This is a genomic window from Streptomyces sp. BBFR25 (genome assembly GCF_044590125.1).
In the GTDB taxonomy this organism is placed as follows: domain Bacteria; phylum Actinomycetota; class Actinomycetes; order Streptomycetales; family Streptomycetaceae; genus Streptomyces; species Streptomyces canus_D.
In genome coordinates, this window is sequence record NZ_CP172447.1 from 6,120,248 (window position 1) to 6,134,822 (window position 14,575).

The window sequence follows — 14,575 nt, forward strand, 5'->3', positions numbered from 1 at the left end:
CCAGAGCCAGTCGAAGCGCTTCGACTCCTCTCTCCTCCCCGTTCCTCCCGTCGAGTCTCCCCCAGCAGTATCGGCCGAACGGCCGCACGAAGGGTGGCTGGGTCGCCCGGGATCGGGTAGATACGATCGAGTAGCACCGACTAGTAACGTACGTCCGCAAGTTCGTGCAGGGCGATTCGTGGCGAGGTGAGCCTCATGTCCGCACCACCCACCCCCTCCTCCCGTCCCACCGTCACCGAACGTGAGGCCCGACAGGTCGCGGAGGCGGCCCGGGAACAGGACTGGCGCAAGCCCAGCTTCGCCAAGGAGCTGTTCCTCGGCCGCTTCCGCCTCGACCTCCTCCACCCCCACCCGCTCCCGGCCGACGAGGACGTTCAGCGGGGTGAGGAGTTCCTCGCCAAGCTGCGCGACTTCTGCGAGACGAAGATCGACGGGGCGGTGATCGAGCGCGACGCCCGCATCCCGGACGACGTGATCACCGGGCTGAAGGAGCTGGGCGCCTTCGGCATGAAGATCGACACCAAGTACGGCGGCCTCGGCCTGACCCAGGTCTACTACAACAAGGCCCTCGCCCTGGTCGGTTCCGCGAACCCGGCGATCGGCGCGCTGCTCTCCGCCCACCAGTCGATCGGCGTGCCGCAGCCGCTGAAGATGTTCGGCACCCAGGAGCAGAAGGACACGTTCCTGCCGCGCTGCGCCCGCACCGACATCTCGGCGTTCCTGCTGACCGAGCCGGACGTCGGCTCCGACCCGGCCCGCCTGGCCACCACCGCCGTCCGGGACGGCGACGACTACGTCCTCGACGGCGTGAAGCTGTGGACCACCAACGGAGTCGTCGCCGACCTCCTCGTGGTCATGGCCCGCGTCCCCAAACCGGAGAAGGGCGAGGGCGGCAAGGACGGCAAGGGAGGCATCACCGCCTTCGTCGTCGAGGCCGCCTCCGAGGGCATCACCGTCGAGAACCGCAACGCCTTCATGGGCCTGCGCGGCCTGGAGAACGGCGTCACCCGCTTCCACCGGGTCCGCGTCCCGGCCGCCCACCGCATCGGCCCCGAGGGCGCCGGACTCAAGATCGCCCTCACCACCCTCAACACCGGCCGCCTCTCGCTGCCCGCCATGTGCGTCGGCGCCGGCAAGTGGTGCCTGAAGATCGCCCGTGAGTGGTCGGCGGTGCGCGAGCAGTGGGGCAAACCGGTCGCGCTGCACGAGGCGGTCGGTTCCAAGATCTCCTTCATCGCGGCGACGACCTTCGCCCTGGAGGCCGTCCTGGACCTCTCCTCCCAGATGGCCGACGAGGACCGCAACGACATCCGCATCGAGGCCGCCCTCGCCAAGCTCTACGGCTCCGAGATGGCCTGCCTGATGGCCGACGAACTGGTCCAGATCCGCGGCGGCCGGGGCTTCGAGACCGCGGCCTCCCTCGAAGCCCGCGGCGAGCGCGCGGTCCCCGCCGAGCAACTCCTGCGGGACCTGCGCATCAACCGCATCTTCGAGGGCTCCACCGAGATCATGCACCTGCTGATCGCACGCGAGGCCGTCGACGCCCACCTCTCGGTCGCGGGGGACCTGATCGACCCCGACAAGACCCTGTCCGACAAGGCGAGGGCGGGCGCGCAGGCGGGCGTCTTCTACGCCAAGTGGCTGCCCAAGCTCGTCGCGGGACCGGGCCAACTCCCGCGCTCGTACGCCGACTTCCACCCGTCCGGCCACCCCGACCTCTCCGGTCACCTGCGCTACGTCGAACGCGCCGCCCGCAAGCTCGCCCGCTCCACCTTCTACGCCATGTCCCGCTGGCAGGGCCGGATGGAGACCAAGCAGGGCTTCCTCGGTCGGATCGTCGACATCGGCGCGGAGCTGTTCGCGATGAGCGCCGCCTGCGTCCGCGCCGAGCACCTGCGCGCCAAGGGCGACCACGGCCGCGAGGCCTACCAGCTCGCCGACGCCTTCTGCCGCCAGTCCCGCATCCGCGTCGAGGAACTCTTCGGCCGCCTGTGGAGCAACACCGACGACCTGGACCGCAAGGTCGTCAAGGGCGTGCTGGGCGGCGCCTACGAGTGGCTGGAGCAGGGCGTCGTCGATCCCTCGGGCGACGGCCCGTGGATCGCGGACGCGACACCGGGTGCCAGCACCAAGGAGAACGTCCGCCGAGCCATCGGCTGAGCCGAGGACCGCGGGCGGTGCCGGGCGGTCCTGGCCGGGTGCCGGGGCATCCCGCCGGGCCCGGCACCCGAACCACCGCAGGGGCGCGCGCCGTCGGAGGTGTCATGACCGGTCCGGGAAGGAACCGGCTGGAGGCCGCCCCGGCGCTCCCTCGGTCGGGTGCGCGACACCCGACCGAGGGACGCGCTGTCCTCCCGGAGGGCCGTTGCGGCCACAATGGGGGCATGAGCGACAGTCCAGCCCCACTCGCCGACCCCCACCTCGTCTACGACCCGGTGGCGGGCGACGGCCCGAAGGACGTGGTGATCCTCGGGTCCACCGGGTCGATCGGGACCCAGGCCATCGACCTCGTGCTGCGCAACCCGGACCGCTTCCGGGTCACCGCCCTGTCCGCCAACGGCGGCCGGGTCGCCCTCCTCGCCGAGCAGGCGTACCGGCTGAAGGCGCGGACCGTCGCCGTCGCCCGCGAGGACGTCGTACCGGCGCTGCGCGAGGCGCTCACCGCGCAGTACGGCGCGGGGGAGCCGCTCCCGGAGATCCTCGCCGGGCCGGAGGCGGCCACCCAGCTCGCCGCCTCCGCCTGCCACACGGTGCTCAACGGCATCACCGGCTCCATCGGACTCGCGCCCACCCTCGCCGCCCTGGAGGCGGGCCGCACCCTCGCGCTGGCCAACAAGGAGTCGCTCATCGTCGGCGGCCCACTGGTCAAGGCGCTGGCCAAGCCGGGCCAGATCATCCCGGTCGACTCCGAGCACGCCGCCCTCTTCCAGGCGCTGGCCGCCGGTACCCGCGCCGACGTGCGCAAGCTGGTCGTCACCGCGTCCGGCGGCCCCTTCCGCGGCCGGACGAAGGACCAGCTGGCGGCCGTCACCGTCGAGGACGCCCTCGCCCACCCCACCTGGGCCATGGGCCCGGTGATCACGATCAACTCCGCGACCCTCGTCAACAAGGGCCTGGAGGTGATCGAGGCCCACCTGCTCTACGACATTCCCTTCGACCGCATTGAGGTGGTCGTGCACCCGCAGTCGTATGTCCACTCGATGGTTGAGTACACGGACGGATCGACCCTGGCCCAGGCGACGCCCCCCGACATGCGCGGGCCCATCGCCATCGGCCTCGGCTGGCCCGAACGCGTCCCCGACGCCGCGCCCACCTTCGACTGGAGCAAGGCCTCCACCTGGGAGTTCTTCCCGCTCGACAACGAGGCCTTCCCCTCGGTCAACCTGGCCCGGCACGTCGGACAGCTCGCGGGCACGGCCCCGGCGGTGTTCAATGCCGCCAATGAGGAGTGCGTCGAGGCGTTCCGCTCCGGCGCGCTGCCGTTTCTCGGGATCATGGAGACCGTCACGCGGGTGGTCGAGGAGCACGGCACCCCCCGTACGGGAACCTCGCTCACCGTCGCGGACGTCCTCGAAGCGGAGACCTGGGCACGCGCCCGGGCCCGGCAACTGGCGGCACAGACGGCGGAGGCCCGTGCATGACGACCCTGATGTTCATCCTCGGCATAGTCCTCTTCGCCGTCGGCCTGCTCTTCTCCATCGCCTGGCACGAGCTGGGCCACCTCTCCACGGCCAAGATGTTCGGCATCCGGGTGCCGCAGTACATGGTGGGCTTCGGACCGACGCTCTTCTCGAAGAAGAAGGGCGACACCGAGTACGGGGTCAAGGCCATCCCGTTCGGCGGCTACATCCGCATGATCGGCATGTTCCCGCCCGGTGCCGACGGCCGCATGGAGGCGCGCTCCACCTCGCCCTGGCGCGGGATGATAGAGGACGCCCGCTCGGCCGCCTTCGAGGAACTGCAGCCCGGGGACGAGAAGCGCCTCTTCTACACGCGCAAGCCGTGGAAGCGCGTCATCGTGATGTTCGCCGGCCCGTTCATGAACCTCATCCTCGCCGTGGTGCTCTTCCTCACGGTGCTGATGGGCTTCGGCATCTCGCAGCAGACCACCACCGTCAGCTCCGTTTCGCAGTGCGTCATCTCGCAGAGCGAGAACCGCGACGACTGCGCCAAGTCCGACCCCGCCTCCCCGGCCGCCGCGGCGGGCCTCAGGGCCGGGGACAAGATCGTCGCCTTCGACGGCGTACGGACCGACGACTGGGACAGGCTGTCCAACCTGATCCGCGCCAACCCCGGCGAGGACGTGCCGGTCGTCGTCGAGCGCAAGGGCGAGGAGATCACCCTCCACGCGACCATCGCCACCAACAAGGTCGCCAAGAAGGACTCCAACGGGCAGATCGTCCAGGGCGAGTACGTGACCGCCGGCTTCCTCGGCTTCAGCGCCGCCACCGGCGTGGTCAAGCAGGACTTCGGCCAGTCGGTGACCTGGATGGGCGACCGGATCGGCGACGCCGTCGACTCCCTCGCCGCGCTGCCCGCCAAGATCCCCGCCCTGTGGGACGCGGCCTTCGGCGACGGACCGCGCGAGGCCGACTCCCCGATGGGCGTCGTCGGCGCCGCCCGCGTCGGCGGCGAGATCGCCACCCTGGACATCCCGCCCACCCAGCAGCTCGCCATGTTCGTCATGCTGGTGGCCGGCTTCAACCTCTCCCTGTTCCTCTTCAACATGCTCCCGCTGCTGCCGCTCGACGGCGGCCACATCGCGGGCGCGCTGTGGGAGTCGCTGCGCCGCGCCACCGCCAAGGTGCTGCGCAGGCCGGACCCCGGGCCCTTCGACGTGGCGAAGCTGATGCCGGTGGCCTACGTGGTGGCGGGCGTCTTCGTCTGCTTCACGCTGCTCGTGCTGGTGGCGGACGTCGTCAACCCGGTGCGCATCACCTGACGGCCGGCCCGCCCGGACGGCACCCGGCGTGATCAACCGATCCACGGACCGTCCGACCGATCCGATGAGAAGCCCGATCCGGAGAGCATGTCCCTCCGGACCGGGCTTCACTCGCCTCACCCCGCAGAAGGACGCCAAAGGGTGCATCCCCCGTACGCCGCGTGCCCGGCGTTCACGTCGGTGCCGTAATCTCGATTGCCGGAGCCCGCTGCTGAACGGGACCGGACCTTGATCCACGACTTGGGGTTGCACAGCAGATGACTGCGATTTCTCTCGGCATGCCGGACGTTCCGACCAGGCTCGCGGAGCGCCGCAAGAGCCGGCAGATCCAGGTCGGGCCCGTGGCGGTGGGCGGCGACGCCCCCGTGTCGGTGCAGTCCATGACCACCACCCGCACCTCCGACATCGGGGCCACGCTCCAGCAGATCGCCGAGCTGACGGCGTCGGGCTGCCAGATCGTCCGCGTGGCCTGCCCCACCCAGGACGACGCCGACGCGCTGCCCGTCATCGCGAAGAAGTCGCAGATCCCGGTGATCGCGGACATCCACTTCCAGCCCAAGTACGTCTTCGCCGCGATCGAGGCGGGCTGCGCGGCGGTCCGGGTGAACCCGGGCAACATCAAGCAGTTCGACGACAAGGTCAAGGAGATCGCCAAGGCGGCGAAGGACCACGGCACGCCCATCCGCATCGGCGTGAACGCGGGCTCCCTGGACCGCCGCCTGCTCCAGAAGTACGGCAGGGCGACCCCCGAGGCGCTCGCCGAGTCCGCCCTCTGGGAAGCCTCGCTCTTCGAGGAGCACGACTTCCGGGACATCAAGATCTCGGTCAAGCACAACGACCCCGTCGTCATGGTCGAGGCCTACCGCCAGCTCGCCGCCCAGTGCGACTACCCCCTCCACCTCGGCGTCACCGAGGCCGGCCCCGCCTTCCAGGGCACCATCAAGTCGGCCGTCGCCTTCGGCGCCCTGCTCTCCCAGGGCATCGGCGACACCATCCGCGTCTCCCTCTCGGCACCGCCGGTCGAGGAGATCAAGGTCGGCATCCAGATCCTGGAGTCGCTGAACCTGCGCCAGCGCGGCCTGGAGATCGTCTCCTGCCCGTCCTGCGGCCGCGCCCAGGTCGACGTCTACAAGCTGGCCGAGGAAGTCACCGCCGGCCTGGAGGGCATGGACGTCCCGCTGCGCGTCGCCGTCATGGGCTGCGTCGTCAACGGCCCGGGCGAGGCCCGCGAGGCCGACCTCGGCGTCGCGTCCGGCAACGGCAAGGGCCAGATCTTCGTCAAGGGCGAGGTCATCAAGACCGTCCCCGAGTCCAAGATCGTGGAGACCCTCATCGAGGAAGCCATGAAGATCGCCGAGCAGATGGAGAAGGACGGCGTGGCCTCCGGCGAGCCCTCCGTCGCCGTGGCGGGCTGATCCCTCCCCCCCCCGCTGCCGCGTCGCCCCAGGGGGCGGCGCGGCATATGCGCGGCAGGTACAGTGCGGGGACCAGCAGATCTCAGGGTGAGGCCCCCGCACGTGTTGACGCAGACCACCTCCCGCGTGCTCGAACCGAGCGACCTGGACGCCGCGCTCGCCATCCTCGACCGCGACCCGGTCGCCAACGCCTTCGTGACCGCCCGGGTCCAGATCGCCGGTCTCGACCCGTGGCGTCTCGGCGGCGAGATGTGGGGCTGGTACGAGCACGGCATGCTCACATCCCTGTGCTACGCGGGCGCCAACCTCGTGCCCATCTGCGCCACCCCCCGCGCCGTCCGCGCCTTCGCCGACCGCGCCCGCCGGGCCGGCCGCCGCTGCTCCTCGATCGTCGGCCCGGCCGGCCCGACCGCCCAGCTGTGGCGGCTGCTCGAACCGGGCTGGGGCCCGGCCCGCGAGGTCCGCACCCGCCAGCCCCTCATGGTCACCGACCGCCTCCCCGACGACATCGCCCCGGACCCCTACGTCCGCCGCGTCCGCAAGGACGAGATGGAACGGATCATGCCGGCCTGCGTGGCGATGTTCACCGAGGAGGTCGGCATCTCCCCGATGGCGGGCGACGGCGGCCTGCTCTACCAGGCCCGGGTCGCCGAACTCGTCGGTTCCGGCCGCTCCTTCGCCCGCTTCGACGCCGACGGCAAGGTCGTCTTCAAGGCCGAGATTGGCGCCGCCACCGACCGCGCCTGCCAGATCCAGGGCGTGTGGGTGGCCCCCGAGTACCGCGGCAAGGGCCTGGCGGCACCCGGCATGGCGGCGGTCCTGCGCCACGCCCTCGCGGACGTCGCCCCGGTGGCGAGCCTCTACGTCAACGACTTCAACACCGCGGCGCGACGGACGTATCTGCGGGTCGGCTTCCAGGAAGTGGGCGCCTTCATGAGCGTCCTGTTCTGAACCCGCGACAGGCCTTGACCCACCACCGGCACCAGCCCTCCGACCACAACCCCCCTGTAGGCTCCCGGCCATGGACCACGTGATCGGCCCCCTGGACCTCTCCGCGCACGTGGACGAGGCCCTGGCCGTCCAAGCCGCCGCCTTCGGCCTCGGCCCCGACGAGGTGGCCGTCCGCCGTCAGATCGTCCTGCGCCACATGACCCACCCGGGCGCCAGAGCCCTCGGCGCCACCGTCCGCGGCCGCCTCGTCGGCTTCGTCTACGGCATGCCGAACGACCGCACCCACTGGTGGTCCACCGTCGTCGAGCCCTACCTCCGCGCCCAGGGCACCGACGACTGGCTCGACGACTCCTTCGTCATCACGGAACTCCACGTCCACCCGGCGTACCAGCACCGCGGCGCGGGCCGCTCCCTGATCACCACGATCACCGACGCCGCCACCGAGCCCCGCTCGATCCTCTCCGCGATCGACACCGAGAGCCCCGCCCGCGCCCTCTACCGCTCCCTCGGCTACCAGGACCTCGCCCGCCAGGTCCTCTTCCCCAGCGCCCCCAAGCCGTACGCGGTGATGGGCGCCCCGCTGCCCCTGCACAGGCCACCGGCCGGTCGATAACCGATTTCCACCGCGCCCGACCGCCCGGCTAACCTCCTAGCACCACCCTTACGCAGCAGGAGACACGAGAACCATGGCCAACGCACCGGTCCAGCGCATGTCGAAGTTGATGGCGAAGACGCTGCGCGACGACCCGGCGGACGCCGAGGTCCTCAGCCACAAGCTGCTGGTCCGCGCCGGCTACGTGCGCCGCACCGCCGCCGGCCTGTGGAGCTGGCTGCCGCTCGGCAAGAAGGTCCTCGGCAACATCGAGCGCATCGTCCGCGAGGAGATGGACGCCATCGGCGCCCAGGAGGTCCAGCTCCCCGCCCTGCTGCCGCGCGAGCCGTACGAGGCGACGGGCCGCTGGGACGAGTACGGCCCCGAACTCTTCCGCCTCCAGGACCGCAAGGGCGGCGACTACCTCCTGGGCCCCACCCACGAGGAGATCTTCACCCTGCTCGTCAAGGACCAGGCATCGTCCTACAAGGACCTGCCGGTCATCCTCTACCAGATCCAGAACAAGTACCGCGACGAGGCCCGCCCCCGGGCCGGCATCCTGCGCGGCCGCGAGTTCCTCATGAAGGACTCCTACTCCTTCGACGTCGCCGACGAGGGCCTCGCCGAGTCCTACGCCCTGCACCGCGCCGCCTACCAGCGCGTCTTCGACCGCCTCGGCCTCGACTACCGCATCGTCGCGGCCACCGCCGGCGCCATGGGCGGCTCCAAGTCCGAGGAGTTCCTGGCCCCCGCCGAGGCAGGCGAGGACACCTTCGCCGACTGCCCGAACTGCGACTACGCCGCCAACACCGAGGCGATCACCTACCCCCTCACGCCCACGGACGCCACCGGCACCCCCGCGGCCGAGGACATCGCCACCCCCGACACCCCCACCATCGAGACCCTCGCCGCCTCCCTCGGCGTCCCGGCCTCCGCGACCCTCAAGAACCTCCTCGTCAAGGTGGACGGCGAGATCGTCGCCGTGGGCGTCCCCGGCGACCGCGAGGTCGACATGGACAAGGTCGAGGCCCACTTCGCCCCCGCCGCGGTCGAACTGGTCACCGCCGAGGACTTCGTCGGCCGCCCCGACCTGGTCCGCGGCTACGTCGGCCCGCAGGGCCTGGGCGAGAAGGTCAAGTACATCGCCGACCCCCGCGTCGCGCCCGGCACCGCGTGGATCACCGGCGCGAACAAGCCCGACACCCACGCCAAGAACGTCGTGGCGGGCCGCGACTTCGAGGTCGACACCTACGTCGACGTCGTGGTCGTCCGCGAGGGCGATCCCTGCCCCAACTGCGGCACCGGCCTCAAGCTGGACCGCGCCATCGAGATCGGCCACATCTTCCAGCTGGGCCGCAAGTACGCCGACGCCCTCAAGCTGGACGTCCTCGGCCAGAACGGCAAGCCGGCCCGCGTCACCATGGGCTCCTACGGCATCGGCGTCTCGCGCGCGGTGGCCGTCCTCGCCGAGCAGCACGCCGACGACAAGGGCCTCGTCTGGTCCAAGGAGGTCGCCCCGGCCGACGTCCACGTCGTCGCCGCCGGCAAGGCACTCCAGACCGAGCTGGCCCTGGAGGTCTCCGACAAGCTGGCCGCGGCCGGCGTCCGCGTCCTGGTGGACGACCGCGCGGGCGTGTCCCCGGGCGTGAAGTTCACCGACGCCGAACTCATCGGCGTCCCGCAGATCCTGGTGGCCGGCCGCCGCTCCGCCGAGGGCGTGGTGGAACTCAAGGACCGCCGCACGGGCGAGCGCGAGGAAGTAACGGTCGAGGAGGCCCTCACCCGCCTCACCAGCTGACGCCCTCCGGGGCCGAGGCGAGGTCCGGCGTTCTTGGCCCCCGGGATGGGTGCGGGCGCGGGGGTGGGTCGCGCGGCCCGGCGCTGCCGGGGTGCCTCCCCCACTCTCGGCTTCGCTCGAGCGGGAGGTGCCCCCACCGCCCACCCGTGCCGCCTGGGGGTACCTCCCAGGCCGTTCAGGCACTGGGGGAGGCACGACTGCCCGCAGCTGGGGCGGGAGGCGACTGCCCGCAGCCGGGCGGCGTGGCGACGCGGCGGGACAGCCGCGTACGGCGGGACGGGAACCGCGGAGGGTTGGCGAGCCGCAGGCGCGTACGGCGAGCAGGGGTCGTGTCGGGGGGTGTCCGCCCGCAGCGGTTGGCGCGTCAACAGAGTTCGCTTCTGTGGCCGACCGATTCCGCGCCGTTCCGAGGACGGACACCCCCCGGCGCGGCCCCGACCCACCCACCGGACGCACCGCGCTACGCGCACCCCCACCGAGCCCGCACAGGCGCCGCAGGCACCACACCTCACAACCAGCCCGCGAACTCCAACAACAGCTCCGCGTCCTGCTCCCGCCCCACCCGCCGAGCCCGCACCCCCGACTCCACCGCCCGGAACAGCGTCCACCCGCGCAGCCGCTCCTGATCGACCTCCAGCGACTCCGCGAGCCGCTTGATCCGCCGCCGAGTCGTCGACGCCCCCGACGGCTGCGCGATCAGATCCTCCACCCGGTCCCGCACCAACCGCGCCAGATCGAACGCACTCTCCCCGACCACCGGATCCGGCCCCACCGCAAGCCACGGCATCCGATCCCCGGCCAGCACCTTGCTCTGCCGGAACGTCCCGTGCAGCAGCCGCCGCTCCGGCGGCTCGGCCAGCAGCTCCGCCCGCACCGCGAGCGCCGCGTCGACCAGCGGCGCCACCTCGGCGTCCGCCGCCGCGCCCGCCCGCATCGCCTCGGCCTGCCGCCCGGTCCGCTCGGCGACGGTCTCGAACGGATGAGAGTCCGGCGGCTCCACCCACAGCCGCCGCAACGTCCCCGCGGCCTCCAGCAACGCCTTCGCCTCCGGCAGCGACCGCACCGACACATCCGGATGCAGCCGCTCAAGCAGCAGCACACCCTCCTCGGCAGATTCCTCGCGCACCTGCACGGCACCCCGCCCACCCCAGTGCACGAGCGCGGCCCGCTCGCTCTCCGGACGCGCCCGGCGCGGGGCGAGCTTCAGCACCGCCGGCGCCCCCTCGGCCGTCCGCACCAGCACGACCAGGCTGCTCCGCCCGCCGGGCACCTGCACCCGCTCGACCGCCAACTCGCGCCGCGCCACCGCCCGCTCCGCCACTTCGGGCAGCTTCGCCAACCAGTCGTCACCGTCCGGTGCCGTCTCGCCGAGCGCCCTGACCAAACGCCGCGGCGGTTCGAAAGCCATGCGCGAGCCGTTCCCTTCCCGTACGGAATGCCGTACGTGTTACGCAGTCGGTGAAGCCGTCGCGGCCCGCTCGGCGAGCCCAGGGAAGGCTACGCTCCCGCCCCGCCAGCGCACCGCGCGGACCGCGGCCTCGCGCAGTGCCGAGGCCGCCGAGGCCCGCCCCGCGCCCTCGGCCGCCCGCACCAGGTCGGAGTACACCCCGGCCACCCGGTCCTCCAACTCGGCCGCCAACCGCACCGCCGCCGCCGAGTCCGGCACGGCGAAGGGCAACGCGTACCCCGCCGCCGCGACGACCGGCTCCCCGCCCAGGTCCCGCACCTCGCGCGCCAGCGCGTCCCGTCGCGCCCGGTGCGCGTCGTACGCCGTCCGCGCCTCGGCACGCCGCTCCTCGACGATCCGCCCGCCGACGACCCCGTAGCCGTACACCGCCGCGTGCTCCGCGGCCAGCGCCGCCTGGAGGGCGTCCAGCCGCCCGTCCTCCGCCTTGCCCATCCGTCAGCCCTCCGTCAGCAGGAACACGTGCGCCGCCCCGGCCGCCGCGACGGAGGCCAGCAGCCGCGCCAACTCGCCCGGCACGTCGAGCAGCGCCCCGGCCCGCCGATCGGCGAGCCTGCGCTCCGCACCGACGAGCAGCGCCAGGGCACCCTTCTCGTCCGCGGGCACGGCACCGGAGTCGTCCGCCGGCCCGGCGGCCCGAGCGGAGACCGACGGCGACGCGGCCGACGCCGTCCCCGACTCCGTCGGCGAACTCGCCCGCACCGCACCGAACGCCTCCGCATGCCGCACGACCTCTTCCCGCAGCGGCTCCAGCCGCTCCGCCAGCCCGGGATGGGCCGCGATCACCGCCGCGTACCGCGCGGCAAGGTCCTCGCTGTCCCGGGCCGCACGCGCGCGGACCCGCTCGGCGGTCGACGGGTCGGCCCCCGGCTCGCCGGAGCCCGGCCCCCCGGTACAGCCGACGAGCACGGCGGCCCCGACGGCCCCGGCGGCCGACGCGAGCAGGCTCCTTCTGCGCGGCCCCCGGAGCGGGCGCGGCGATGGGAGAAACGACACGGCAGACGTCCTCGACAGACTCGTACGGATACGACGACAAAAGCGACGACAAAAGCGACGGCAGAAGCGACGGCAAACGACGACAGAAGGACGATCAACGCGAAGGAAACCCGCATTCCCGCCCGCCCGTGATCACGGTACCCGCGCCCCGCCCGCCCACCACTCATCGGCACCGCCGGACCAGGGGTGGACGGTGGGGTGGACGGCAACACCCCCCGCGACCGGATACCCTTTGACGAGACACACGCACCGTCCCACAACAGCACACGCGGCCGAGGAGTCACCCGGATGAGCACCACCCAGAGCGAGAGGCTGCGAGAGCTGCTGGAACCGCTCGTCGCCTCCCAGGGACTGGACCTCGAAGAGATCGCGGTGGACTCGGTCGGCCGCAGGCGTGTGCTGAGCGTGGTCGTCGACTCCGACACCGGAGCGGACCTGGACCGGATCGCCGATGTGAGCCGCGCGCTCTCGGCGAAGCTCGACGAGACCGACGCGATGGGCGAGGGGGAGTACACCCTCGAGGTCGGCACCCCCGGCGCGGAGCGCTCCCTGACCCAGCACCGCCACTACGTGCGCGCCACGGACCGCCTGGTCCGTTTCCAGCTGCACGAGGGCGGCGAACTGCTCGCCCGCATCCTCGCCGTGGACGAGGACGGGCTCGACCTCGAAGTACCGGGGGTGAAGGGCCGCAAGCCCACCACCCGCAGACTGTCCTTCGGCGACATCGACAAGGCACGCGTCCAGGTCGAGTTCAACCGCAAGGACGCCAAAGACGCACAAGACAGCGACAACAAGAGCAACAACAAGACGGAAGAGGAGGAGGCGTAGCCGTGGACATCGACATGAGCGCCCTGCGGGGCTTGGTACGGGAGAAGGAGATCTCCTTCGACCTGCTGGTCGAGGCGATCGAGTCGGCCCTCCTCATCGCCTACCACCGCACCGAGGGAAGCCGCCGGCACGCGCGCGTGGAGCTCGACCGGAACACCGGCCATGTGACCGTGTGGGCGAAGGAGGACCCGGACGACCTCGAGGAGGGCCAGGCGGCCCGCGAGTTCGACGACACCCCGTCCGACTTCGGCCGCATCGCCGCCACCACCGCCAAGCAGGTCATCCTGCAGCGGCTGCGCGACGCCGAGGACGACGCGACGCTCGGCGAGTACGCCGGGCGTGAGGGCGACATCGTCACCGGCGTGGTCCAGCAGGGCCGCGACCCGAAGAACGTGCTGGTCGACATCGGCAAGCTGGAGGCCATCCTCCCGGTGCAGGAGCAGGTGCCCGGCGAGACCTACCCGCACGGCACGCGCCTGCGCTCGTACGTCGTCCGGGTGGCCAAGGGCGTCCGGGGCCCCTCCGTGACGCTCTCCCGCACGCACCCCAACCTGGTGAAGAAGCTGTTCGCCCTCGAAGTGCCGGAGATCGCCGACGGGTCCGTCGAGATCTCCGCGATCGCCCGCGAGGCCGGCCACCGCACCAAGATCGCCGTACGCTCCACGCGCTCGGGTCTGAACGCCAAGGGCGCCTGCATCGGCCCCATGGGCGGCCGGGTTCGCAACGTCATGGGCGAGCTGAACGGCGAGAAGATCGACATCGTCGACTGGTCGGACGACCCGGCCGAGATGGTGGCGAACGCGCTCTCCCCGGCCCGCGTCTCCAAGGTGGAGGTCGTGGACCTGGCGGCCCGCTCCGCGCGCGTGATCGTGCCCGACTACCAGCTGTCGCTGGCGATCGGCAAGGAAGGTCAGAACGCCCGGCTGGCGGCCCGGCTGACCGGCTGGCGGATCGACATCCGCCCGGACACCGAGCAGCCCGCCGACGGGTCGGCGGAGCAGCCGTCCGAGGGCCGCGGGGAATAGATCCAAGCCGCACGGACGCTGAGATCACGACAGCTTTGCGTGCGGCACGTGTTCGATTCTTGCCCCGAAGGGGTGAGGTCGGTCCGGGGAGGTAGACTTAGGAGTGTCTGGCCGGACACGTACCCGAGCATGCCCCGAGCGCACCTGCGTGGGGTGCCGGGAGCGAGCGGTCAAGAGTGAGCTGCTGCGCACCGTGGCGATCGAGGGTCATTGCACCCCCGATCCACGCGGTACGCTGCCCGGCCGGGGTGCGTACGTACACCCCGTACCGGTCTGTGTCGACCAGGCGGTGCGCCGCAAGGCGTTTCCGCGGGCGCTCCGCGTCCCGGGTCCGCTCGACGTAAAGGCGTTGCGCCACTACGTCGAGCAGGCAGAAGGTTGCAGCACGGTTGCTGAAAGCAGCATGTGAGCAACGTGGTAAGGAAGACATGCCGCGCGGAACCCCGCGCGGCTTGGTACCTCGCGAGTCGAAAGCAGGTCGAGATTGCGATGAGCACTCGATGAGTACGCGATGAGTACGCCCATGAACTAGCGACGGTCCGGACGCAACCCGGACCTCAGAG

General features: G+C 71.7%; 13 protein-coding genes. 10 read left to right on the top strand and 3 right to left on the bottom strand.

Features of this window, described 5'->3' with window-relative positions; genetic code table 11:
- The first annotated feature begins 195 nt into the window (after positions 1 to 195).
- The 7 genes from ACGH52_RS28050 (at position 196) to ACGH52_RS28080 (ending at position 9,698) form a co-directional block, all read left to right on the top strand.
- Positions 196 to 2,160 carry an acyl-CoA dehydrogenase family protein gene (locus ACGH52_RS28050; protein ID WP_210974482.1) on the top strand — a complete coding sequence of 655 codons (1,965 nt, stop codon included), beginning with the start codon at positions 196 to 198 and terminating at the stop codon, positions 2,158 to 2,160.
- A 224-nt stretch (positions 2,161 to 2,384) separates the two neighbouring features.
- Complete coding sequence (gene dxr / locus ACGH52_RS28055) at positions 2,385 to 3,641, top strand: 1-deoxy-D-xylulose-5-phosphate reductoisomerase (RefSeq protein WP_076976563.1); 1,257 nt, start codon at positions 2,385 to 2,387, stop codon at positions 3,639 to 3,641.
- An 8-nt stretch (positions 3,642 to 3,649) separates the two neighbouring features.
- A complete protein-coding gene (locus ACGH52_RS28060) occupies positions 3,650 to 4,942 on the top strand; it encodes an RIP metalloprotease (protein WP_210974504.1) in 1,293 nt (430 codons plus the stop codon).
- A 257-nt stretch (positions 4,943 to 5,199) separates the two neighbouring features.
- Complete coding sequence (gene ispG / locus ACGH52_RS28065) at positions 5,200 to 6,357, top strand: flavodoxin-dependent (E)-4-hydroxy-3-methylbut-2-enyl-diphosphate synthase (protein ID WP_361460327.1); 1,158 nt, start codon at positions 5,200 to 5,202, stop codon at positions 6,355 to 6,357.
- 102 nt (positions 6,358 to 6,459) lie between these two features.
- Positions 6,460 to 7,308 carry a GNAT family N-acetyltransferase gene (locus ACGH52_RS28070; RefSeq protein ID WP_171987430.1) on the top strand — a complete coding sequence of 283 codons (849 nt, stop codon included), beginning with the start codon at positions 6,460 to 6,462 and terminating at the stop codon, positions 7,306 to 7,308.
- A 70-nt stretch (positions 7,309 to 7,378) separates the two neighbouring features.
- A complete protein-coding gene (locus tag ACGH52_RS28075) occupies positions 7,379 to 7,921 on the top strand; it encodes a GNAT family N-acetyltransferase (protein ID WP_059300869.1) in 543 nt (180 codons plus the stop codon).
- A gap of 73 nt (positions 7,922 to 7,994) precedes the next feature.
- Positions 7,995 to 9,698 carry a proline--tRNA ligase gene (locus tag ACGH52_RS28080; protein ID WP_076976565.1) on the top strand — a complete coding sequence of 568 codons (1,704 nt, stop codon included), beginning with the start codon at positions 7,995 to 7,997 and terminating at the stop codon, positions 9,696 to 9,698.
- 508 nt (positions 9,699 to 10,206) lie between these two features.
- Here ACGH52_RS28080 and ACGH52_RS28085 read toward each other — a convergent pair.
- Genes ACGH52_RS28085 through ACGH52_RS28095 form a run of 3 tightly spaced genes read right to left on the bottom strand, consistent with a single transcriptional unit; the run spans position 10,207 to position 12,159 of the window.
- Entirely contained in the window at positions 10,207 to 11,106 is a 900-nt protein-coding gene (locus ACGH52_RS28085; protein WP_399943315.1) for an aminoglycoside phosphotransferase family protein, read from the bottom strand.
- Between the two features lie 39 nt (positions 11,107 to 11,145).
- Positions 11,146 to 11,598, bottom strand: coding sequence for a ferritin-like domain-containing protein (locus tag ACGH52_RS28090; RefSeq protein WP_076976567.1), 453 nt, complete (start codon positions 11,596 to 11,598; stop codon positions 11,146 to 11,148).
- 3 nt (positions 11,599 to 11,601) lie between these two features.
- Positions 11,602 to 12,159 carry a hypothetical protein gene (locus tag ACGH52_RS28095; protein WP_399943318.1) on the bottom strand — a complete coding sequence of 186 codons (558 nt, stop codon included), beginning with the start codon at positions 12,157 to 12,159 and terminating at the stop codon, positions 11,602 to 11,604.
- A 288-nt stretch (positions 12,160 to 12,447) separates the two neighbouring features.
- On the opposite strand from ACGH52_RS28095, the gene rimP reads away from it, so the two are divergent.
- From rimP to ACGH52_RS28110, 3 genes are all read left to right on the top strand, one after another.
- Positions 12,448 to 12,987 (top strand): ribosome maturation factor RimP, encoded by a 540-nt coding sequence (gene rimP / locus ACGH52_RS28100; RefSeq protein WP_121700942.1) that lies wholly within the window; start codon positions 12,448 to 12,450, stop codon positions 12,985 to 12,987.
- A gap of 2 nt (positions 12,988 to 12,989) precedes the next feature.
- Positions 12,990 to 14,012 carry a transcription termination factor NusA gene (nusA, locus tag ACGH52_RS28105; RefSeq protein ID WP_076976570.1) on the top strand — a complete coding sequence of 341 codons (1,023 nt, stop codon included), beginning with the start codon at positions 12,990 to 12,992 and terminating at the stop codon, positions 14,010 to 14,012.
- Positions 14,013 to 14,115: 103 nt separating this feature from the next.
- Positions 14,116 to 14,421, top strand: coding sequence for a YlxR family protein (locus ACGH52_RS28110; RefSeq protein ID WP_076976571.1), 306 nt, complete (start codon positions 14,116 to 14,118; stop codon positions 14,419 to 14,421).
- Positions 14,422 to 14,575: the final 154 nt, after the last annotated feature.

Coding starts and splice junctions, on each gene's coding strand:
- dxr (WP_076976563.1), top strand. CDS start 2,385: ATGAGCGACAGTCCAGCCCCACTCGCCGACCCCCACCTCGTCTACGAC.
- ACGH52_RS28090 (WP_076976567.1), bottom strand. CDS start 11,598: ATGGGCAAGGCGGAGGACGGGCGGCTGGACGCCCTCCAGGCGGCGCTG.
- ispG (WP_361460327.1), top strand. CDS start 5,200: ATGACTGCGATTTCTCTCGGCATGCCGGACGTTCCGACCAGGCTCGCG.
- rimP (WP_121700942.1), top strand. CDS start 12,448: ATGAGCACCACCCAGAGCGAGAGGCTGCGAGAGCTGCTGGAACCGCTC.
- ACGH52_RS28075 (WP_059300869.1), top strand. CDS start 7,379: ATGGACCACGTGATCGGCCCCCTGGACCTCTCCGCGCACGTGGACGAG.
- ACGH52_RS28060 (WP_210974504.1), top strand. CDS start 3,650: ATGTTCATCCTCGGCATAGTCCTCTTCGCCGTCGGCCTGCTCTTCTCC.
- ACGH52_RS28085 (WP_399943315.1), bottom strand. CDS start 11,106: ATGGCTTTCGAACCGCCGCGGCGTTTGGTCAGGGCGCTCGGCGAGACG.
- ACGH52_RS28050 (WP_210974482.1), top strand. CDS start 196: ATGTCCGCACCACCCACCCCCTCCTCCCGTCCCACCGTCACCGAACGT.
- ACGH52_RS28080 (WP_076976565.1), top strand. CDS start 7,995: ATGGCCAACGCACCGGTCCAGCGCATGTCGAAGTTGATGGCGAAGACG.